This window comes from Dysgonomonas sp. HGC4 (assembly GCF_001261715.1).
Taxonomy (GTDB): domain Bacteria; phylum Bacteroidota; class Bacteroidia; order Bacteroidales; family Dysgonomonadaceae; genus Dysgonomonas_A.
Window position 1 is genome coordinate 1 of sequence record NZ_CVRU01000042.1, and the last position, 23,297, is coordinate 23,297.

Genomic DNA, 23,297 nt, shown 5'->3' on the forward strand with positions numbered 1-23,297 from the left:
GCATAGACTGTTTTAAAGTTACATATATAAATAACAGATTCATAACTTAATACAATCCCTCCATGAAGACAAATGATACAAGAAAAATAAAAGAAGGCGACGTTTTATTTAGTGTCGATCCCCAAAGGTTGGTAATCGCCACAACAAATGTAACACAAGTCAAAAATGGTTATGGAAAGGTTTCTGTTCGTCATTCTTTCTCTTCTGAAGAAGAATCAATTCCTATCGAGAATTTTCCCGTAGAATGTCATGGCCTGCTTTTATTTAAAACTCAAGATGAAGCGGAAGAATTTATAAAAACACAGATTGGTATTTAACCATTTTAATGTCTCTCTATTTAGAGAGACATTTTTTATTCTCTAGTGTCAAAGTTCCCCCTTATTTTATATTAATGATTAATATATTCTTACCTTTGCGCCCTTATATTATTTTCCCATAAAGTAAGTAGATAGAAATGAAAGGTAAAGAAAAGGGCTCAGTATTTTCGATATTGATTCTATTAGGTGTGTCACATATGTTTAATGATACACTACAAAATTTAGTACAAGCAGTATATCCGATGATAAAGGAGTCGCTGGCACTAAACTTTAGTCAGATTGGTATAATTACTCTAGTATATCAAATGGCAGCATCTATCTTTCAACCTATTATTGGTGCATATACCGATAGAAAACCACAACCATACTCTCTTCCGATAGGTATGACATTTACTATGATTGGAATCTTTTCTTTGGCTTTTGCTTCAGAGTTTACTCATGTTTTATTTTCCGTTTTCTTTTGTGGAATCGGTTCTTCTATATTTCATCCCGAGGCTAGTCGATTGGCACACATGGCTTCCGGAGGTAAACGTGGTTTAGCCCAATCTATTTTTCAGGTAGGTGGTAATTTTGGTGGTTCATTAGGTCCTCTTTTGGCTGCTCTGTTTATAGCGCCTTACGGACAACAAAATATAGCATGGTTTTCGATAATCTCTCTTGTTTCTATTGGGGTGATGTTGTATATAAGCAAATGGTACAAACACCGTCTGCTTTATATTAAAGCCAATGCTCTTCCTAAAGAAGAATCTAAAGTGGAAAAACGAGGAGGTGTACTAACAAAAAAAGTAGTGTTTACACTGTCCATTCTTTTATTGCTGATCTTCTCAAAATATGTATATATGTCGAGCCTTACCAGCTTTTATACTTTTTATTTGATCGAAAAGTTTGGCGTTAGTATTGGTCAGTCTCAGGTATATCTTTTTATATTCTTATTTGCTGTTGCGGCAGGAACATTCTTAGGCGGACCTATCGGAGACCGTTTTGGACGTAAATACGTTATTTGGTTTTCTATATTAGGTGCAGCACCGTTTGCTCTGATAATGCCTTATGCTGATTTAATGTGGACTTGTATTCTGAGTGTTATTATAGGTCTTGTCCTTTCTTCCGCATTCTCGGCTATTTTGGTTTATGCTCAAGAGCTTCTACCCGGAAAAGAAGGTTTGATCGGAGGATTATTTTTTGGACTAGCTTTTGGTATTGCAGGTATATCTTCCGCTATATTTGGTAATATGGCAGATAAGCATGGTATTGAATATATTTATCATATTGCAGCATTCATGCCACTAATTGGTTTAATAGCAGGATTACTACCCAATAATAAGGCAACTGCTATTGAAAAAGAATAACGAAGAAAGTTTTAATATTACTTTTAGAGTCATAGTAGGCAGTTGTTATTATATTTACCCAAGTAACAAGAAGGCCTGAGGTTTTATATTTTGAAGTTAAAAAATAAGTCAATTGATAAACGCTCGTAAAATAGAATTACTCGCTCCTGCGAAAAATCTCGAATGTGGTATCGAAGCCATAAATCACGGTGCAGATGCTGTGTATATAGGTGCACCTAAGTTTAGTGCTCGTGCTGCTGCCGGAAATACTCTGGACGATATACAAGCACTAGCTCAGTATGCTCATCAGTTTAATGCACGCGTGTATGTGGCACTAAACACTATCGTTAAAGATGAAGAGCTGGAAGAGACAGAAAAACTAATCTGGGATTTATACAACGCAAAGGTAGATGCAGTGATTATTCAGGATATGGGTATAACTATGCTTAACCTACCTCCTATTCCACTACATGCGAGTACACAAAATGATAATAGAACGGCTGATAAAGCCAAATTTTTAGAGGAGGCTGGCTTCTCTCAGGTTGTGTTAGCTCGTGAGCTGACAATGAGTGAAATTAAAGCTATCTATTCCGAAATATCTGTACCTCTCGAAGCTTTTGTACATGGAGCATTGTGTGTGTGTTATAGCGGGCAATGTTATTTAAGTGAGGCAATATCTAAGCGAAGTGCCAACCGTGGTTCGTGTGCTCAATTTTGCCGTTTACCTTATACTCTTTTGGATAATGAAGGTAAATCGGTTGTGCAAAAGAAGCACTTATTATCAATGAAAGATTTGAATTTATCTGAGCATTTGGAAGAGATGATTGATGCCGGAGTAAGTTCGCTAAAGATAGAAGGTAGGTTAAAAGACCTATCGTATGTAAAGAATGTAGTAACTTATTATAGGCAAAAATTAGATAAGATACTTGCTCGCCGTCCTGAATATATAAGAGCATCATCGGGAAAGAGTACTTACACTTTTATGCCTAATCTCGAAAAAAGTTTTAATAGAGGTTATACCGAATACTTTTTTAATGGTCGGACACCTGATATGTGGTCTATTGATTCCCCTAAATCCATTGGCGAACCTATTGGAAAGATAAAAGATGTGTTTGATCGTTTCTTTACTCTATCGGGTACAAAATTATTAAGTAATGGAGATGGCCTTTGTTTTCTGACAGAAAATAAAGAATTACAAGGAATAAGGGTTAACAGAATAGAGGGTGAGAAAGTATTTCCTGCCGAAAATCATCTTTCGCTCCGAAAAGGTACTTTTGTATATCGTAATTACGATCATGAATTTGAGAAAATTCTCAGCAAAAAATCTGCTGAGCGTAAAATTGATATCACTATTTCTCTTGAAGAAACTAACACTGGTTTTAGCTTGAAGATTGAAGATGAAGATGGAATATCAGCATTTTTAGAAGTTGAGTTGAATAAAGAAACGGCTCAGAAAGATCAAACGGATAATCTAAAAAATAATTTAAGCAAAACAGGTAATACTATTTTTAATGTAGCTGAAGTTAAATTGGATTTATCAAGTAATTGGTTTATACCCGCTTCTCTTATTACAGATTGGAGGCGTAAACTCGTTGACAATCTATTGAACGAACGCTTATCATCTCATATTATAGAAAAAGTTAGTCACAAGCAAACTACACATGCTTTTCCTACAAAAAATATTACTTATCTAGGTAATATAATGAATAAGAAAAGCGAACTTTTTTATACACAACACCAATCGGTTGTTCAAGAACTTGCTTTTGAAAAGAAGCAACAAAAGGCTGTTCCTTTGATGTTTACTCGTCACTGTATTAAGCAGTCTATGGGTTGGTGTCCTAAGGAAACATCTACTCGCCCACCCTATAAAGAACCATTTTACCTGCTTTATAATGCAACCAAATTGCTACTTGAGTTTGATTGCAAAAATTGTGAAATGAAGGTTTTTAATAGCTAATGATTTTATTTTTTTTCTCTACCGTTGAAAAAGATGCAGAATATCTTATCACTCTAAGATTGATTAGTATATTATGTTCTAAGCTATTACTTATTCTTTTCTTATAATTTGAATATAAAAGTTTGATGTTTATTTGTTTTATTTAAAAATCTCTCTATATTTGATGTGTGTTAATGAAATAATACACTAAAACATTAATGACTTATGATAAACATTACTAATATAAGTTTTAATTACAAGAGCAATTTGCCGATTTTCAATAATGTCTCTTTTTCTTTAAAGAATGGCATATATGGGTTACTAGGTGAAAACGGTGTTGGTAAAACAACTTTGCTACATATTATTAGTGGGCTTCGTTTCCCGAAAAATGGAAATTGTAGAGTTTTGAATTACGAATCAGCATACAGGAAACCTGCAATGCTATCTCAATTGTATTTTCTTCCGGAGGAATTTCAGACACCTTCTATGTCTGTTGAGACTTATGCAAAATACAATGCTGTATTTTATCCTAATTTCAGCAAAGAACAATTTAGCTTTTATCTAAACGAATTTCAGGTTGATAGGGAAAAGAATATGATGGAAATGTCATTTGGACAGAGAAAAAAAGCAATGATTGCGTTTGCTCTAGGTTTAAATACTCCCATTGTGTTATTAGATGAGCCGACTAATGGGCTTGACATACCTTCAAAAGCTCAATTCAGAAGGATATTATCATCTTTGTTTACAGAAGACAAATGTGTGATTATATCTACACATCAGGTTAGGGATCTTGAAAATTTAATTGATCCGATTATTATTCTGGATCAGAATCAAGTCCTTATTAATAATACAGTTGAAGAAATAACACAGAAGCTATATTTCTCATACACTCCATCGAAGCCTCACGAAGCTTTATATACAGAGCAAATATTGCAGGGATATTCTTCAGTACAAATAAACGAGAATCAAAAAGAGAGTATTCTAAATATTGAAGCTCTGTTTAATGCTGCAATATCTAATAAAGCCAAAATGAGAGAATTATTTAATGCCTAAAATTACGAATTATGAATAATACGTTTAATCTGAAACGATTCATGTATTTAGAAATATATGATTTTGTAAAATCGAAAAATCAAATGCTACTAATAGTAGGCTCTATTGTTATAGTATATGTATTAGCTATCTTATCTAATTCTTTGGAGAGCTTCCGTGTATTTCCTAAGCTTATTAACTTAGTCCCTGTATTGGCTCTTGTAATAATTATTGTGTCGCCTTGTACTTTAGTCTCTAAATTAGATAAGTATACTGGCACCTTTCAATATACGCTCCCCGTATCTAATTTTGAACGTTTACTAAGTTTAGGACTTAAGTATGTACTAATAATTCCATTATTATGCCTGTCAACAGTCTTTTTGCTAAAGTTGATTTCTCCATTTTTTGTTCCTGATTCTCAAGTCCTTTTGTATAAAACAACTTTAAGTATCGATAGCTATTTGAATCTTCTAATCTTTGGCTTTCAGGCAATATTTTTACTTGGTTATTTCTATTTCAGAAAATTGGCGATTATAAAAGTTCCCATTGCCTTATTTCTATTTTTTATGCTACTTCAATTCGTTAGTGTGATCTCAGTGCGATACACGATGAATACTCAGATAAGTTATAGCGTTTTTGATTTATTACAACCTCTGAAATATTATAATCAGTGGATTGATGGATCGAATTCTATTGTAAGTGTTTGTAATGCTATAATAAAGAGTGTATTTCCTTTTGGTTTATGGATTGTGATTTATTTTAAACTCAAAGAAACTGAAATTTAAGCATATGGATTTTAAATCTAACAAACCGATATATCTTCAAATTGTTGATTTTTGTTTTCAAAAAATTCTGTTAAAAGAATGGCTGGAAGACGATAGAATCCCTTCGGTTAGGGAGCTTGGCTCTCTTTTGCAAGTAAATCCTAATACAGCTATGCGTGCTTTCGAATATATGCAAACTGCTGATATAATCTATCTGAAAAGAGGTACAGGATATTTTGTGCAGAAAGGAGCTATAAAGCAAGTCTTAAAATTGCAGAAAGATGAATTTTTTGAAAATGTTTTACCTGAGACATTCGAATCTATGGGACTTCTGGATATTAGTATGGATGAAGTTATTGAAAAGTATAAGAAATATAAAAACAAATAGTTATGAAAAAGTATGCCAATAAAATATTATTCTTTCTCTGTTCGTTAATCGTGATCTGTGTAGCTGTAGAATCAACTCAGTTGATAGAATCTTATGATAATCATCAACGATATAACCAACAAAAACAAAAAGAATGGAAGGATCGGTATAAGGAAGATATTAGAAAAGAAATAATAAAGGATGAAAACGATCAATAATAAAAAGGTGCAGCATAAATTTCGATAATTTATGCTGCATACTGTATTCTGATTAATAAGACCATAGCCTCATTTTTAATGATAATTGAGGTTTGTGATGATATTTATACTTTATATCTTTAATAGAGGATAGTTTTCTCTTTTATAGGTCATCATCAAGAGTCATTTTATAGACATTTATAAGGATATGTCTTGACTTTTTAGATAACTTTTTCTTGCCGCCACCTGATAAGTCCAGACCTGAAGGAGTCACTAATCCATCAACACGATTTGAAGTGTTGCCAAAACTCCAATGCCCTAAATTAAATACAGGAACAACATAGCCGTCAGGTAATTTATTTATAGGATCTTTTCCTGTGTATTTTGTTACATGTGGGCTGATCTTATAATTCTTGTCTATATCTACATCTAGTACAGAACCCATTCTAGATTTTTTATAATATTCAAGAAGATCATCATCTTCAGCTTTAGAGTCCAAAGGAGATTGTTTCATTGTAGAACCAGGTGCTGATAATTTAGGTTTTACCTGTTTTAGCAATTCCTTTTTCATATCATCTTTAATATATGATTTAAGGCTTTGAGCATTTATTGAAACCGAGATTATTAAAAGAACAAAGCTCGTTACATATCTCTGATGAAAGTCCATTTTTTGTATTTTCTATTTGTACAAAACTAATAAAAGAGTATGTTGCTTTATATACAAAAAAGTTAAGGTTACATAAGCTTTACATCTGTAAATGTTAATTAGTAAATTTGTTAAAATATAGTTATTTTAGAGAGTGTTCATAATAAGAAAAAGCAACTTGATTCAAGAGTTACTTTTCATTATTATGACATCTTGATGATCTATTTTTTATTTAATTCTTAATGTGTCAGCCATTCTAAATTAAACTGATAATGAATGCCGCTACTGAGTAAATGTATCATATTATCAGGCGATTGTGTCGCAGCTAGATATCCACGAGGCTCGGCATGAGTATTGTCCATTAGGAAATGTCCAGTCCATGCTTGTCCGTATAATAAACGTTCTTTACCATCGGTAATTAATTTCTTTACTGGCCAGGTTTTTCCTTCATCCCACGAAAGGGCTGCATATGCACCATATCCAATAAACTCCTTTCCTTCTGAATCAATAAATATCATACCTTCCTCTCCATCATTTTTTAAGCGGTACGGATGATGAGTAAATGATATTACCATCAAAGGTCCTTCATGAAGTCTCATCAGAACTAAACGTTGTCCTCCATCTATTGGAGGTAATTCTGATGCTGTATATTCCCACGTTTGCCCCATATCAGATGAAATACTCATTGGCATACGAAGTAGTCCTTCTATATTTTTGATAGCATCGCCTCGTCCTAAAGCCATTAGATTACCATCTTTCAACTCTACAATACCAGCATGTATTCCGGCAATATTACTCCCCGTTCCTCTTTCTGTAAAATCATTCGGAATTCCACTATTCGGATCATACCATGTTGTACCACCATCTCTACTTATATGAATTGCTGTTCCTCCTTCGCCCTCAGGGGTTGCATCGGCAGCTTGTATTAGCCATCCTTTGGATGTTTGAATAGTGCCAGATATTACTTGATTTCGTTTACCATGTTCAGGCACTATCATTCTTGGTTTATCCCATGTTGCTCCATTATCTGTACTTATACGTTGTACTATGGCTAGATTTTGCCAATCGCCTGCGGCTTCTACCCCATTGAAATACATTAAAGTATCTCCACCTTTATTAAATAGAGCGGAGCCAGTCATATTGCGATCGGGGACTTTGAAAAATCGGGATGCAGGTTCCCATTGATCTTTTCCTTGTCTCAATCTACTACCTATAATCTCTATACCTCTTCCGTTCTCTTGATCAGCAGTAAACCATACAGCCAATAAATCGCCATTATTACACCACGTTATAGTTGGGCAATGATTATGTGAATAAAAAGGAGTTCCCGATTTGCAATCTGGATTAATTACATATCTCACAGGTTCTTTAAATTTTGGTGTAGTTTCTTTTGTCCAGATATGCTTCTTTTGATCTATATTCAGCATATTCTTAGGTATTGGAGATTGACTCGTATATACTTTGCTATCAGGATAATCTGCTTGTACAACCCTAAATCCTGTAAGCCAATGTTTATCTTCGGGAATCATAGCCATACGATTTGCAGATCTAAGGTAGTCTGTTGGAGTACCATGACTCCCTCCACGTGTAACTCTAAATAAGCCGTCTTCACCTCCTAAGGGATCGATCGTCTCTTCTTTTGATAGATATGGAGCATACCAGTCATAACACCATTCTTCTACATTACCATGCATACCATATAACCCAAAACTATTTGGAGTGCTTTGACCTACTTGTAAAGAAACTGCTATGGGATCACGGTATAATTTTTGATTCTTGAGAAAAGAATTAGGCAGATAGTCTCCCGTGTAAAAGAGAGAATAAGTACCAGCTCTGCAAGCGTACTCCCACTCTGCTTCTGTGGGTAGTCGATATGTCTTCCCTTCCTTTTCAGATAACCATTTGCAAAAAGCAATAGCATCTAAATAGTTTACATATATAACAGCGTCATCATCTTTTGTAGATAATCCATATTTTCCTCTATATTGAGAGTGAGATGGATCAAATTGTTCATACTGAATGTTTGTAATTTCAGTTACTCCCATTTTGAAAGGTTTGCTTATAGTCACCTTATGCATAGGCGCTTCGTCGTAGTTTTCACCTTTACCCTCAGATCCCATCCAAAAATACCCTGCGGGTATTTCTGTCAGGTTTATTCCTATGGTGTTTATTTCTGTTTGAGCACAGAGTCCACTATTAAAAATAGCAAGTGTGATTAATGAGAAAATTTTATTCATAATATGATATAAGATCTGAGACTTTTCGTAAAAACAAATATAAGCTGTTGGGCTTAAAAACACAACATTAATATTTAACTAAAATAAAAAAGACTCATACCTTGTGATCGGGATATGAGTCTCTTTATTGCAATTAATGATAAATATATATCTTATTTGCCAGCTATTGGTTTCAGTAAATATTTAATCTCTTTAGCTCCGGTTAATTCTTCATGAGTGATTCTAAAGCTATCATGTGCTTTACCATCTATTCTAAGACCTCCAATATAATTAACATTAACAGCATCCATCGGTTTTATAGTCTCTATTACTACTTTGTCTGATTTATAATAGTTTGGATTTAGCTTAATTGTTATTTTATCGAAAGTTGGTGTTACCAGAGTGTAATCAGGTCGTCCTGGACATTCGGGATAAAATCCCATCATATTAAATACTGCCCATGTAGAAAGAGTACCAGTATCATCATTTCCTGGCAATCCACCTGGCGCATTTGTAAAATGATCATTCAGCAATTGTTTTACAATTTTTTGAGTTCTCCACTCTTCTCCTTTGAAATTGCTAAAAAAATGAGGATAGTTTATATCAGGTTCGTTAGTTACATCGAAATATTCTTTATCAAATACCATTTGCAATTTATCAACGAATTTTTTATCACCACCCATAAGCTTAGCTAAACCTGCTATGTCATGAGGCACAGCAAAGGTATAATTCCATGCAGAACCTTCGTGAAATCCGGGATTCGGTTCGAAATTCATTCCTTGTGCCGGATTAAATGGCGTTAGGAATGCTCCATCAGGTAATAGAGGTCTGAATGCTCCACTTTCTTTATCATAATAATGTTTATAGCCTAACGATCTTTTATAAAATAGTTTAGCGTCTTCTTTTTTACCTAAAGCTTCAGCAAAGCGAGCTAAATTCCAATCAGCAATATAATATTCTAAAGCGTGAGAAACAGAGTTATCAAATTCTCCACGTAAGGGAACAAAGCCTAGCTTCATGTAGTCATCATTATCGGGACGCATTAAGTTCTCTTTACTTGGTAGTGTTGCCGACTTATACATTGCTTCGTATGCAGTGTTTACATCAAAATCCTTTAACCCTTTAAACCAAGCATCTACAATAACAGGTATAGAAGGGTCACCTTCCATTGTATAAGACTCACGACCGTATAATTCCCATTTAGGTAACCACCCGTGCTCTTTGTACATATCTATCATTGTATGCATCATCTGAATCTGACGTTCTGGATATACCAGTGTCATTAATTGATGCACATTACGATAAGTATCCCAAAGAGAGAATACTGTATAACGATTTTCCTTTGTTGTCTTTATCTCAGAGCTTTCCATTGCTGGATAGTCGCCGTTTACATCTTGTAGAATATTAGGGTGAACAAGAGCATGGTAAAGTCCCGTATAAAAAACTGTTTTTTGATCTTTTGTTCCGCCTTCTACTAAAATTCGCGAAAGATCATCGTTCCAGCTTTTACGAGCTGCTTTATGCACAGCTTCAAAATCGGCTTTAGGCTGTTCAGTATTTAAATTCAAACGTGCATTTTCGATACTAACAAAAGAGACACCCATTTGCACTTCTATACTTTCACCCTCTTGTGCATCAAAAGTGAAATATGCGCCTACATCATCACCAGCAATCTCTTTGTTATATTTCGTATAAAGTTTATAAGTACCGGCATCCTTATTCCATTCTTTTTCCCAAGCCTCACCAGGACGTTGCAATTTCCAATATCCTACTGATTTAGGAGCTTTATTTATTCTCATCACAAAATAAATAGGAAATACAGCCTGAGATGCAGTATAACAGAACGTACCAAGAAGCTTAGTGCCTTCGATTTCTGTATCACTTACTCTACGAACCATAGCTCCGGATTCATTGGTAAGTCCTTCGCCCAGATTCAATAATATATTGGCTTGTCCTTTGGGAAAGGTAAAACGAGCAATCCCAACCCGAGGGGTTGCACTTACTTCGGTCTTAATGTTATATTTTGTCAGAATATTAGAGTAGTATCCAGGAGATGCAGTTTCATCTTTATATTCGCTTCCGTATTTACGATAATCTACATCCAAATCTCCTGATGTAGGCATCAGTAAAAGACTACTCATATCGGGGCAACCTACTCCACTTAAGTTTACGTGGGCATATCCGGTGAAGTATTTATTATCGAAGCTATAAGGGGTAGACCACCATCCGGTATCCTTGTCCCTTTTATTAAGGTCGGACCCCATAACATTGAAAGGTGTTACCGACATAAAACTTTGGGGGCACATAGCACCCGGGTTAGTTGTTCCATAATTAGTTGTCCCTATAAATGGGTTGACATAGTCAACCGGCTCATTTTGGGCGGCAACCATAGTGAAACAACCTAGAAATAAATAAAGGAATGTTTTTCTCATGATATTTAGTAATGATTAAAATGCTTTTTATGTGGTAAAATGCCAGAGCTATGATCTAAAAAGACTATGCTTCTAAGAAAGAAGCAATCTCTTCCAGATGCTTAGCGTCTATCTCGGTAAAATAGTTTTCAATCTCACTATCTACATCTAAGACAGCTATAACTTCACCTTGTTTTCGGATAGGTACTACGATCTCGGAACGAGATTCGCTATCGCAAGCAATATGCCCGGCAAATGTATTAACATCGGCAACGATAATAGTTTGATTCTCTTTCCATGCAGTTCCGCATACTCCTTTGCCATAATTTATACGTGTGCAAGCTATTCGCCCCTGAAAAGGTCCTAGGACTAATTGCTCTCGCTTTACTATATAGAAACCAACCCAAAGAAAGCTAAAAGCTTCTTTTAATACAGCAGATACATTTGCAAAGTTGGCAATAGTATCTGTTTCAGCCTCTAATAGGGCTTTTATTTGAGGTAAGAGATTCTTATATTGATCTTCTCTTGACGCATGTTTTAATATGTCTACTTTTTCTGCCATACTGTAAAGATATTGCTTTTTAGAAAAATTTGAAATGATTAGCTTGATAGTATTCAAAAACACACAAACTTATAACAACCCTAGTTGCTCAAACATGGTTTGATATATTTCGGCTTTTCCGCTTAAAGATTTAGGGTAAGCTCTAGATGATGATGGCATACGATATAATCTCATTAAACGACCATTAAATTCAAATTCTGAAAAGTCGCCAATTTTAGGTTCTTTCGTATTTACAAAAGAGATCAATGTATCAGTAGCTTTCTGTCCTGTGGTAATAATAGCCCTGCAGGTTGGTATTTGCTTTAATATAAGACTTAGATCAGTTGCTTCTACTACTTCTAAGAAATTATCCGAAGCATTATCCTTATGTCTTATAATAGCTTTGGCTGTATCTCCCAATCCTATTCCTTTATGAGTGAGGAATTCCTTTATCAGATCTTCGTTAAAAGCTTTTTTATTGGCAAGTAGAAAATGATCTTTATTTTGAAAAAAGATCAAACCGAATATTCGCCACATGTCATTCTGAAAATTGGGATAGAAAAAATTCATAGACCATCTTTCTTGCTTGGGAGGGAAACTCCCTAGCATTATCATTTGAGTATCAGTAGGTAAAAAAAAAGGTAACGGATGATATTCTATATCTTTCATAAATACATTCAATATTTATAGGCGTGTTATAAATACGAAGATAATAAAAATAATTTCAGGCTATTTTCACCTTTTGATTATATAAAACAGGATTTATTGAAAATTATATATCTTTTTATTTGCAATTAAAGAAATATGTTATATTTTTGCTGTAACGAAATAAAAAATTAGATCGAAATGAAATTATTCACTAACATTCTTAGCTCTATTATTCTGCTCTGGGAAAACCTTAGAGTGAGTAGTGCTGCATAGTTGAATAATCAAAACAGATATAGCAATGGCCTTTCTCACTAAATGAGAAGGGCTATTTTGTTAAATAGCATCAACATTGACTAAGAATAGAAACATACTTTAGACAAATTTATATGGACAAATTATTTATTTTTGACACGACCCTTAGAGACGGAGAACAAGTTCCGGGCTGCCAGTTAAACACTATTGAAAAAATAGAAGTAGCTAAAGCTCTCGAAGCTCTCGGTGTTGATGTTATAGAAGCTGGTTTTCCTGTATCAAGTCCCGGAGACTTTAATTCAGTGGTCGAGATTTCTAAAGCCGTTACATGGCCTACTATCTGTGCACTCACTCGTGCAGTTGAAAAAGATATAGAAGTTGCTGCTGAAGCTCTCAAGTATGCTAAGAAAAAACGGATACATACAGGAATCGGAACTTCTGATTTCCATATAAAACATAAATTTAATTCAACTCAGGATGAAATCGTCGAACGTGCAATCGCAGCGGTAAAATATGCGAAGCGTTTTGTTGAAGATGTTGAATTCTATGCAGAAGATGCTGGTAGAACAGATAATGCATATTTAGCAAGAGTAGTACAAGCCGTTATAAATGCAGGTGCAACTGTTGTTAATATACCTGATACTACCGGTTATTGTTTACCAACCGAGTATGGTGCAAAAATTAAGTATCTGATTGATCATGTAGATATGAAAAATGCCATACTTTCAACACACTGTCATCAGGATTTGGGAATGGCAACAGCCAACTCTATCATGGGAGTATTGAATGGTGCCCGTCAAGTTGAGGTTACAATAAATGGTATTGGAGAACGTGCCGGTAATACTTCTTTAGAAGAAGTTGTAATGGCTATAAAGAGTCATAAGGAACTTGATATTGAAATGAATATCAATACTCAAAAGATATATCCGATGAGTCGTATGATATCAAGCCTAATGAATATGCCTGTACAACCAAACAAAGCTATTGTAGGAAGGAATGCATTTGCACATTCATCGGGAATACATCAAGATGGAGTTCTTAAGAATATGTCTACCTACGAAATTATAGATCCTAAGGATGTTGGTATAGACGATAATGCCATAGTTCTTACAGCTAGAAGTGGACGTGCAGCACTGAAAAATAGATTGAGTATTTTGGGCATTGAAGTTAATGATAGTGAATTAACAGAAATATATCAACGTTTTTTAGAACTTGCAGATCGTAAGAAGGATATTACAGATGAGGATATTTTGATTCTTGCAGGAAAAGAGACTGATAAAATGCACCGCATCAAGTTAGATTATCTACAAGTAACATCCGGTATAGGTGTTCGTTGTATTGCTAATGTGGGCATAGATATTGCCGGAGAAAAATTTGAGGCTTCTGCTTCCGGAAACGGACCTGTTGATGCAGCAATCAAAGCAGTAAAACAAATCATTCGTCGCGAAACAATAATTCAGGAATTCCTAATTCAAGCTATAAATAAAGGTAGCGATGATGTAGGTAAAGTACATATGCAAGTAGAGCACGAAGGACAAAATTATTATGGATTTTCAGCAAATACCGATATTGTAGCGGCATCTGTTGAAGCATTTATCAATGCAATTAATAAATTTGTAAAATAAACGAATATCAATATTTTAGTGGAAACTAAAAAATACGAATACATAGATAGTTTACGAGGGATTGCCGTATTGATGGTATTGATGGTTCATGTTGGTAATTTCTTTAAATTACCAACTACCGAATACTTCTCTCACTTGTTGTTTGAAATGGTTTATAGTGGAAGAATGGGCGTTCAATTATTTTTCATACTCAGTTCTTTTACTCTAATGTTTTCTTTCGACAGAAGAATTGGAGAGAAAAATGGTACTTCAAATTTTTATATACGGCGTTTTTTCAGAATAGCTCCGATGTATTATCTCGCTATTGTTGCTATCACGGCTTACTTTATTCGTTTAGATGTTCGAAATTGGGATATTCTGACTACACCTTGGTATCTCAGCAATTATTTCTTTTTAAATACACTGAATCCTGCTTGGATTAAGACAATAGTTCCCGGAGGTTGGTCTATTTCTGTAGAATTTCTTTTCTATATGATATTCCCATTTATAGCTTCTCGTATAAAAAGTATTAACACTGCGGCTATTGCATTGTGCATAAGTCTTATTGTTGCAACTATTTTTATATATGTTACTAGAGGTCAATTCTTTTTCTTTCAGTTTGACTTTAATCAAATTAATTTTGTGAATCAACTGCCCGTATTCTTTATTGGTATATTCACTTATTGGTTAACAAAGGAAAGTTATACCCAGATTAAAAATAAAACATGGGCACTATTTATTATCGTGATGCTTTTGTTTACACACATGGTAGTACCCTACTATTTGTTTTATTGTATAATATATTGCATCTTGATTTTGATTCTATCAAAAAAGCCTTATAAATTTTTATCAAACAAATGGCTTTCTAAAGTAGGTAGAGTAAGTTTTAGTATGTATATCGTACACTTTTTCTTAATAATAATGATGAATAATTTAGGAATAGGACATCTTATACCTGTCACAAATTTATTTACATCTATAGTAAACTTCGTCTTATTATACACTCTGGTTTTCACTTTAACGTATACAATTTCATATTTCTCATATAAATTTATAGAATTTCCCGGACAAAATCTTGGAAAAAAACTAATAAAAATTAGATCAACAAAATAATATTTCAGTATGAAAACATTATTCGATAAAATTTGGGATGCCCACACAGTATCAACAGTACAAGATGGTCCCACACAGTTGTATATCGACAGACACTTCTGTCATGAGGTAACAAGTCCACAAGCCTTTAATGGTTTACGTACAAGAGGGCTTACGGTTTTGCGTCCTGATAAAACAACGCTAACGGCAGATCATAACACGCCGACAATTAATCAAGACCAACCAGTTAAAGATCCTATTTCCAGAAATCAATTAGATACTCTATCGAAGAATGCTGCTGATTTTGGTCTGACATTATATGCATTAGGAAACAAGAAAAACGGCGTTGTACACATTATAGGTCCTGAAAATGGATATACTCAACCCGGAATGACTATTGTTTGTGGAGATAGTCACACTTCTACTCACGGAGCTTTTGGTTCTATTGCTTTTGGTATTGGTACATCAGAAGTGGAAATGGTACTAGCTACTCAATGTATATTACAAAGTCGTCCAAAGACAATGAGAATTACCTTTAATGGTAAACTGAATAAAGGGGTTACTGCTAAAGATTTGGCTCTTTATATGATTGCTAAACTTACTACTGGTGGTGCTACTGGTTATTTTGTTGAATATGCAGGAGAAGCAATCCGCAATATGTCGATGGAAGAACGTATGACGCTTTGTAATTTAAGTATCGAAATGGGTGCTCGTGGAGGATTAATTGCTCCGGATGAGGCTACATTTGCTTATGTAAAAGGACGCGAATTTGCTCCTAAAGGCGAAGCGTGGGATAAAGCTTTAGCTTATTGGAAAACTTTGAAAACAGATGAAGGTGCTAAATTTGATAAAGAATTAGTATTCGAAGCTGCTGATATTCAACCAATGATTACTTACGGAACAAATCCGGGTATGGGTATGGCAGTAAATGATTCAATTCCTACACTAGATCAAATAGATGAAGCTGGTCGTATATCTTTCCAAAAATCGATGGATTACATGGGTTTCAAACCAGGAGAGAAATTAGAAGGCAAATCAATAGACTATGTTTTCCTTGGTAGCTGTACTAATGGACGTATCGAAGATTTCCGTGCTTTTACTAACTTTATCAAAGGAAAGAAAAAAGCAGAAAATGTTGTTGCTTGGTTGGTTCCCGGTAGTTGGATGGTAGAAAAGCAAATACGCGAAGAAGGTTTATATGATATTCTTATCGAAGCAGGCTTCTCTTTACGTCAACCTGGATGTTCGGCATGTTTAGCTATGAATGACGATAAAGTTCCTGCCGGAAAATATGCGATTTCTACATCGAATCGTAACTTCGAAGGTCGTCAAGGTCCTGGAGCACGTACTATATTGGCTGGACCATTAGTTGCAGCAGCAGCAGCAATTACAGGAAAAATAACTGATCCTAGAACATTCTAAGATTAGACTTTTTCAGGAGAGAATAATATTCTCTTGATACAACCAATTATATTTTGCATTACTTAATTTTCTAATAAAAGTAAAATGGAAAAGTTTCAAACATTAACATCAACATATGTTCCACTTCCTATCGAGAACGTGGACACAGACCAAATTATACCAGCTCGTTTCTTAAAAGCAACCACCAAAGAAGGTTTTGGTGACAATCTTTTTGCAGATTGGCGTTATGATAAAGAAGGCAAACCCAAAGCTGATTTCGTATTGAATAATCCTACATACAGTGGAGAAATTCTTGTAGCAGGAAAAAACTTTGGTAGCGGATCTAGTCGTGAGCATGCCGCTTGGGCTATAGTTGGATACGGATTTAAAGCAGTAGTATCGAGTTTCTTTGCTGATATCTTTAAAAACAATTCATTAAATAACGGATTACTACCTGTAATTGTTAGTGTTGAATTTTTAGCTGAGATATTTGACAGTGTAAGTAAAGATCCAAAGGCTACGCTTACAATCAATCTGGAAAAGCAAACTATAACTAATAATGCAACCGGAAATTCAGAATCTTTTGAGATCAATCCTTATAAAAAAGAATGTCTACTTAAGGGACTTGACGATATAGATTATCTTCTATCTAAGAAAACTCTTATAGAAGCATACGAAAAAGATCAGACATTATAAATCGGGTCATTTTAATATGTGTTGGTTACCTAAGACTTAACCAACACATATTGATTCTTTGTTACGAGAATGTAACATAATTTATTTTACAAGCCTATGTTAGAAATAATGGATACTACCTTGCGTGATGGAGAACAAACTTCCGGAGTTTCGTTTTCTATGCAAGAGAAATTAAGTATTGCCCACCTGCTATTAGTTGATCTGGGTGTAAATCGGATAGAAATTGCATCTGCCCGTGTATCGGATGGTGAATTTAAGACTGTAAAACGAATTACCGATTGGGCTAAAGGTGCAGGGTATATTGATAAAATCGAGATACTGGGATTTATCGACAAAGGGGCTTCTCTAAAATGGATTAAGGAGGTTGGGTGCAATACTGTAAATCTACTGACGAAGGGATCTTACAAGCATGTAACAGAGCAATTACGAAAAACTCCAGAGCAACATTTAGAGGATATTAAAGCCGAAATATATTTGGCTCAAGAAATGGGATTAAATGTAAATATTTATCTCGAAGATTGGTCAAATGGTATTTTGAATTCCGAAGAGTATGTTTACTTTATGGTGGATAATTTAAAAGATTTACCTATTAAAAGGTTCATGCTCCCAGATACACTGGGTATTCTCAATCCTCATACTACATGGCGTGCTTGCCGACGAATGACTAAACGATATCCCGGATTACATTTCGATTTCCATGCTCACAATGATTACGATTTAGCAGTTGCCAATGTTATGGTTGCCGTTGAAGTCGGAGTACATGGTGTACATGTAACTATGAATGGTTTGGGCGAACGTGCAGGAAATGCAAGTCTGTCGAGTGTAATAGCAGTTCTACATGATCATCTGAATGTGGAAACTACAATAAAAGAAGAAAAACTGAATAGAGTAAGTCGTGTTGTTGAAACTTACTCAGGTTTAACGATCTCTGCAAATCAGCCGATTGTGGGAGAAAATGTTTTTACTCAATGTGCAGGTATTCATGCTGATGGAGATAACAAGAACAATCTCTACTACAATGACTTATACCCTGAACGATTTGGTCGAGTGAGAGAATATGCACTGGGTAAACTATCAGGTAAGGCAAATATTCGGAAAAATATTGAGGCGTTGGGCATTGAACTTGATGAAGCTGATATGACTAAAGTTACCAATCGGGTTATAGAACTTGGTGATAAAAAAGAGGTTATTACTCAAGAAGATTTACCCTATATAATCTCGGATGTTTTAAGAAGTAGCGAGAAAGATAAACAGGTCAAGATTATTGCTTTTGCGTTTATTTTATCCAAAGGGGTACGTCCTTCTGCTTCCGTTCGTATTGAAGTAAATGGTAAGGAGTATGAAGAGACTGCACCGGGAGACGGACAGTATCATGCTTTTTCGAAAGCTTTATGGAAAATATATACAAAATTAAATAAGCCTAAACCCGACTTGGTAAATTATTCGGTAATAATTCCACCGGGAGGACGCACGGATGCTTTGGTACAAACTGTTATATCGTGGAGGTTTAACGATAAAGTATTTAAGACTAGAGGTCTGGATGCTGACCAAACAGAGGCAGCGGTAAAAGCTACCGAAAAAATGTTGAATATAATTGAAGATATGTAAGGTGCGAATCTATTTGAGGCTTTGGTAAGCTATAGCCTTTTATAATCTCGAAAGTATATCATTTAATACTATCATTTACTTAATATGAGGATAAATCTCGTCAATATTATTTCGGATCGCAAATATGAATCATGGGTTAGTTTTCAACTTATCTATGAATGGGAAGATCAATTGTCTAAGACTTTGGATATTCCTATTATTGATAATCCAGATCGTGTTGAAACAAGTCTGAAAAATTCGATTAAATATAATATATCCGAACGAGTAGCTTATCCTCTAATTAAATTTTTCAGAGCTATAAAAAGATGCTTCATTAAAGAATCTGAGATAGATTGCTCTCTGTATTTTCACTTGACGGTAACTAGTTTGATACAGCTTAAAAAAAGCAGATTAAACAGAATTATACCTGTGATTGTAGATGCTTTTATTGCAGAGGATTACTTGCCTGTCTTTTATAAAAAATATGGAGATTGTCCATTAGTACTAATATCGAGCATCGAAACATATGAATATCTTAAATCGGTAAATTGTCCTTTAAATATAAGATACTGGGGACTTAGTTTATCTGATGATTATAAATTGGATTCGGAGAACGAATACAACAAAGAAATTGATATATTACTTGCAGGAAGACAAAACGGAGTTCTTTTGTCATATTTAGAGCAATACTTACAAGATAATAAGCAAATTGAGGTTGTACGAAGTGATATAGAAGACGGACAGTTAATATTCACATCTAACAACAGAGGAGTACTTGGTAGCTTTAATGGCAGGGTAGAATACATAGATTTGTTGAGAAAATCGAGAGTAATAATGTATGCTACACCAGGAATTGATGGAGGTGAAAAACGAACAAAAGGTTATAATCCTGTAACACCTAAATATCTGGAAGCACTATCTTCTCAGTGTAAGATTGTAGCTCGCTATCCCTATACAGTTGAAACTAAACGGTATGAAGTCGATAAAATTTGCTCTAGTACTGATTCATATGATACTTTTAAATCTCATATGGATAGATATTTAGATCGTAATAATAAAATAGATTTGCCTTTTTATGCTTCAATACTAAATAAGCATTATACATCAGTGCGAGGTAAGGAGTTGCAAGAGATTATTCAAAATTTAAACTAGCAAAATATATTTATTACTTTTGTTAGACTTTAAGGTCTGAGACCTTTTTTATTGCAAGACTAAATTGTAACTGATAGTTATTACTGAAAAGTGTAGCAATAAAATTTCATATTATTTATAATAAACAAGATTCGATGAAAATAGGTGTTTTAGGTGCAGGTATCAGTGGTTTAAGTATTGCTAAAATACTAAAGAAAACATTTGATGTTGAAGTTTTAGAGAAGAATCCCGTTTGTGGAGGAATTGCTCGTACTACGGATGTTGATGGTGTTGCATATCATACTATTGGCGGTCATTGTTTTAATTCGAAATATGAAGATGTGTTGAGTTTTGTATTTGATGAAGTTCTACCTAAAAGTGAATGGAATAAAATAATACGAAAATCGAAAATAAAGTTCCAAAATTACGAGATCGATTATCCTATTGAATTTTCAATCAAGCAGATTTATGAACATGACAAAGAGTTGGCTCAACGATTGACTATTGATTTTTTTAAGGCTGATGATAACGGTAAATATGAGAACTTAGACGAATGGTTCAGAAAGAAGTTTGGCGATAGTTTTGCTGAAGAATACTTCATTCCCTATAACTCTAAGATATGGAATAATAATCCTAAAAAAATGAGCTATTTATGGGTTGAAGATAAACTTCCAATTCCTAATAAAGATTCTTTTTTTGAAGGGCTAATATCTAACGTGAGAGATAAAATGTCTCATTCAGAATTTTATTATCCTAAGACAAACAATCAGAATACATTCATTGAGGCTTTAGCCAAAGATACAGCAATCAAGTATAATTATAAGGTTGAATCCATTAAATATGATAACAGTTCTAAGAAATGGACTATTAATGATACAGATCATTACGATCTGATAATTAATACTACACCTCTAGATCAATTCATAGGTATTCTTGCGGATGCTCCTGAGAATATACAATCTGCTGCAAAGAAATTGAAGAAAAACGGTGTATCTAATATCCTTTGGAAAACAAAGGAAACAGATAAAACGTGGACATATATTCCAAACCAGAAATACTTATTCCATAGATATATTCATATTGGTTCGTTTTGGAATCCTAAACAGAATTATTCGATCTCAGAAGTTATAGGACAACATTCTGTTGAAGAGATGACTAAAGCAGGGCAACAAGACGATTTCTTAATAGAGCCAGTAGCTCACTTGATATCCGACTATGCATATGTTGTATTTGATGAGAACTATGATGTAACTACAAAGGCTATAAAAGAGTATCTGGGAGAAGTTGGATTGCATACTTTAGGACGATTTGGAGAATGGCAATATTACAATATGGATGTATGTATAAAAAAAGCCATTGATCTATCTAAAAAGATACTAGAAAAGAAAATTTAAGGTCTCAGACCTATTTAATATTCAGGCATATATAATGATTATATCTTGCCATAATTTTCAAATATATCACTAAATACTTTTATTTACTTTAATTAATATAGTATGAAATTAAATATTGCGGTATTACCCGGCGATGGTATTGGTCCTGAGATTATTGGACAAGCATTAAGAGTTACTGAAGCTATTTGCGAAAGATTCGGTCATGAATTGTCGTACGAATACGGAATAGTGGGAGCATGTGCTATTGATGAAGTAGGAAGCCCCTACCCTGACGCAACTCACGAGCTTTGTATGGAATCTGATGCTGTACTATTTGGCGCTATTGGTGATCCTAAATACGATAATAACCCATCGGCTAAAGTTAGACCAGAACAAGGTTTATTGAAAATGCGTAAAGATCTTGGTCTATATGCAAACCTACGTCCGATAACTACTTTTCCATCATTAATACACAAATCGCCTCTTCGTGCAGATCTTGTAGAAGGAGCCGATTTTATGTGTGTACGCGAATTGACGGGAGGCCTTTATTTTGGACGTCCTCAAGGAAGAAGCGAAGATGGAAATACTGCTTATGACACTTGTGTATATACTCGTGAGGAAGTAGAACGTATTCTTCATTTATCTTATAAATATGCTCGTCAACGTCGCAAGAAAGTGACCGTAGTAGATAAAGCTAATGTTCTTTGTACATCTCGTTTGTGGAGAGAAGTAGCTCAGGAAATCGAAAAACAATATCCTGATGTTGAAACAGAATATATGTTTGTTGATAATGCAGCCATGCAGATTATTCAATGGCCAAAACGTTTTGATGTATTAGTTACAGAGAATTTATTTGGAGATATTCTTACTGATGAATCATCTGTTATTACAGGTTCATTAGGAATGTTACCATCTGCATCAATTGGTGTTCATACATCGGTATTTGAGCCTATACACGGATCGTATCCTCAGGCAGCAGGAAAGAATATAGCAAACCCTATTGCTACTATACTTTCGGCAGCTATGATGTTCGAATATGCTTTTGATCTTCAAGAAGAAGGCAAAATTATTCGTGATGCAGTAAATGCTTCTTTGGAACAAGGTATTGTAACTGAAGATATTTCTTCAGATGGCAAAGCTTATTCAACATCTGAAGTTGGTGATTGGATTGTAAATTTTGTAAAGAAATAAGGTTATCTTAATCTAAGAGACATATACTTCATTCATTGAAAAGTTATAAAAAGTGAGCAACATTTTGTTACTCACTTTTTTATTTCTATATTTTGTCTCACATTGGGTTTTCATCAAATAAATATTTATTATATGAAGAATTGTATTAGCTTATTGGCTATAATTATTGTAGGCTGTATTTTTCTTTTCGGCTGTAAAACAAAGCAAGGTCAAGAAAATAGAAAATCTAAAATCGAAGAAACAAGTAAAAGTAAGGGTGAAAACTTTGATACTTTTTATTCGAAATTTATGTTAGATATTAAATTTCAAAAATCAAGAGTTATATTTCCCTTAAAATGCGATATCTCGGAACCTGAAAGAAACCTAAAGAGTATAGAGGAACAGCAGTGGGTTCCAATGAAAGTGCCTATCGGTCAGGTAGACAGAAACGTTTATAAAGTAAAGGTTACAAAAACGCCAAACATAGTTACTCATCGGATTTATATCGAAAATTCGGATACTGATATACTCTTAAAGTATAAGCAAATAAAAGGGAAATGGTATTTGATATATTATAAAAGTATCTTTTTA

General features: G+C 34.3%; 21 protein-coding genes. 16 read left to right on the plus strand and 5 right to left on the minus strand.

Annotation, left to right across the window (positions count from 1 at the left end):
* The first annotated feature begins 62 nt into the window (after positions 1–62).
* From HGC4_RS03910 to HGC4_RS03940, 7 genes are all read left to right on the plus strand, one after another.
* Positions 63–317 (plus strand): hypothetical protein, encoded by a 255-nt coding sequence (locus HGC4_RS03910; RefSeq protein ID WP_050708817.1) that lies wholly within the window; start codon positions 63–65, stop codon positions 315–317.
* Positions 318–454: 137 nt separating this feature from the next.
* Positions 455–1,663 carry an MFS transporter gene (locus HGC4_RS03915; RefSeq protein ID WP_050708818.1) on the plus strand — a complete coding sequence of 403 codons (1,209 nt, stop codon included), beginning with the start codon at positions 455–457 and terminating at the stop codon, positions 1,661–1,663.
* 112 nt (positions 1,664–1,775) lie between these two features.
* A complete protein-coding gene (locus HGC4_RS03920; RefSeq protein WP_050708819.1) occupies positions 1,776–3,599 on the plus strand; it encodes a peptidase U32 family protein in 1,824 nt (607 codons plus the stop codon).
* Between the two features lie 204 nt (positions 3,600–3,803).
* Positions 3,804–4,631 (plus strand): ABC transporter ATP-binding protein, encoded by an 828-nt coding sequence (locus HGC4_RS03925; protein WP_050708820.1) that lies wholly within the window; start codon positions 3,804–3,806, stop codon positions 4,629–4,631.
* A gap of 11 nt (positions 4,632–4,642) precedes the next feature.
* The gene (locus HGC4_RS03930) at positions 4,643–5,395 is read left to right on the plus strand and encodes a hypothetical protein (RefSeq protein WP_157258120.1); all 753 of its coding nucleotides are present in this window, start codon (positions 4,643–4,645) and stop codon (positions 5,393–5,395) included.
* A 4-nt stretch (positions 5,396–5,399) separates the two neighbouring features.
* Positions 5,400–5,762, plus strand: coding sequence for a GntR family transcriptional regulator (locus HGC4_RS03935; RefSeq protein ID WP_050708822.1), 363 nt, complete (start codon positions 5,400–5,402; stop codon positions 5,760–5,762).
* A 2-nt stretch (positions 5,763–5,764) separates the two neighbouring features.
* Positions 5,765–5,959: a hypothetical protein gene (locus HGC4_RS03940; RefSeq protein WP_050708823.1), complete on the plus strand. Its 195-nt coding sequence runs from the start codon at positions 5,765–5,767 to the stop codon at positions 5,957–5,959.
* 142 nt (positions 5,960–6,101) lie between these two features.
* On the opposite strand, the gene HGC4_RS03945 is transcribed toward HGC4_RS03940, so the two are convergent.
* The 5 genes from HGC4_RS03945 to HGC4_RS03965 all read right to left on the minus strand — a co-directional run bounded on the left by HGC4_RS03945 (position 6,102) and on the right by HGC4_RS03965 (position 12,421).
* The gene (locus tag HGC4_RS03945) at positions 6,102–6,605 is read right to left on the minus strand and encodes a hypothetical protein (protein WP_050708824.1); all 504 of its coding nucleotides are present in this window, start codon (positions 6,603–6,605) and stop codon (positions 6,102–6,104) included.
* 218 nt (positions 6,606–6,823) lie between these two features.
* Positions 6,824–8,821: an SUMF1/EgtB/PvdO family nonheme iron enzyme gene (locus tag HGC4_RS03950; protein ID WP_050708825.1), complete on the minus strand. Its 1,998-nt coding sequence runs from the start codon at positions 8,819–8,821 to the stop codon at positions 6,824–6,826.
* A gap of 152 nt (positions 8,822–8,973) precedes the next feature.
* A complete protein-coding gene (locus tag HGC4_RS03955; RefSeq protein ID WP_373419305.1) occupies positions 8,974–11,190 on the minus strand; it encodes a GH92 family glycosyl hydrolase in 2,217 nt (738 codons plus the stop codon).
* 106 nt (positions 11,191–11,296) lie between these two features.
* Complete coding sequence (locus tag HGC4_RS03960) at positions 11,297–11,773, minus strand: GAF domain-containing protein (protein WP_050708827.1); 477 nt, start codon at positions 11,771–11,773, stop codon at positions 11,297–11,299.
* Between the two features lie 69 nt (positions 11,774–11,842).
* Complete coding sequence (locus tag HGC4_RS03965) at positions 11,843–12,421, minus strand: uracil-DNA glycosylase family protein (RefSeq protein WP_050708828.1); 579 nt, start codon at positions 12,419–12,421, stop codon at positions 11,843–11,845.
* Between the two features lie 365 nt (positions 12,422–12,786).
* Between HGC4_RS03965 and HGC4_RS03970 the strand changes: the two genes are divergently transcribed.
* The 9 genes from HGC4_RS03970 to HGC4_RS04010 form a co-directional block, all read left to right on the plus strand.
* On the plus strand, positions 12,787–14,277 hold the full coding sequence (locus HGC4_RS03970; protein WP_050708829.1) for a 2-isopropylmalate synthase: 1,491 nt from the start codon (positions 12,787–12,789) through the stop codon (positions 14,275–14,277).
* Positions 14,278–14,295: 18 nt separating this feature from the next.
* Entirely contained in the window at positions 14,296–15,369 is a 1,074-nt protein-coding gene (locus HGC4_RS03975) for an acyltransferase family protein (protein ID WP_050708830.1), read from the plus strand.
* Positions 15,370–15,378: 9 nt separating this feature from the next.
* Positions 15,379–16,770 carry a 3-isopropylmalate dehydratase large subunit gene (gene leuC, locus HGC4_RS03980; protein WP_050708831.1) on the plus strand — a complete coding sequence of 464 codons (1,392 nt, stop codon included), beginning with the start codon at positions 15,379–15,381 and terminating at the stop codon, positions 16,768–16,770.
* An 84-nt stretch (positions 16,771–16,854) separates the two neighbouring features.
* Positions 16,855–17,445 (plus strand): 3-isopropylmalate dehydratase small subunit, encoded by a 591-nt coding sequence (leuD, locus tag HGC4_RS03985; protein WP_050708832.1) that lies wholly within the window; start codon positions 16,855–16,857, stop codon positions 17,443–17,445.
* A 96-nt stretch (positions 17,446–17,541) separates the two neighbouring features.
* A complete protein-coding gene (locus tag HGC4_RS03990) occupies positions 17,542–19,053 on the plus strand; it encodes an alpha-isopropylmalate synthase regulatory domain-containing protein (RefSeq protein WP_050708833.1) in 1,512 nt (503 codons plus the stop codon).
* Between the two features lie 84 nt (positions 19,054–19,137).
* Positions 19,138–20,184, plus strand: coding sequence for a hypothetical protein (locus HGC4_RS03995; RefSeq protein ID WP_050708834.1), 1,047 nt, complete (start codon positions 19,138–19,140; stop codon positions 20,182–20,184).
* Between the two features lie 134 nt (positions 20,185–20,318).
* Positions 20,319–21,557, plus strand: coding sequence for a protoporphyrinogen/coproporphyrinogen oxidase (locus tag HGC4_RS04000; RefSeq protein WP_050708835.1), 1,239 nt, complete (start codon positions 20,319–20,321; stop codon positions 21,555–21,557).
* 102 nt (positions 21,558–21,659) lie between these two features.
* Positions 21,660–22,727, plus strand: coding sequence for a 3-isopropylmalate dehydrogenase (gene leuB, locus HGC4_RS04005; RefSeq protein ID WP_050708836.1), 1,068 nt, complete (start codon positions 21,660–21,662; stop codon positions 22,725–22,727).
* Between the two features lie 132 nt (positions 22,728–22,859).
* On the plus strand, positions 22,860–23,297 hold a 438-nt coding region (locus HGC4_RS04010), incomplete at its 3' end, for a DUF4348 domain-containing protein (RefSeq protein WP_050708837.1).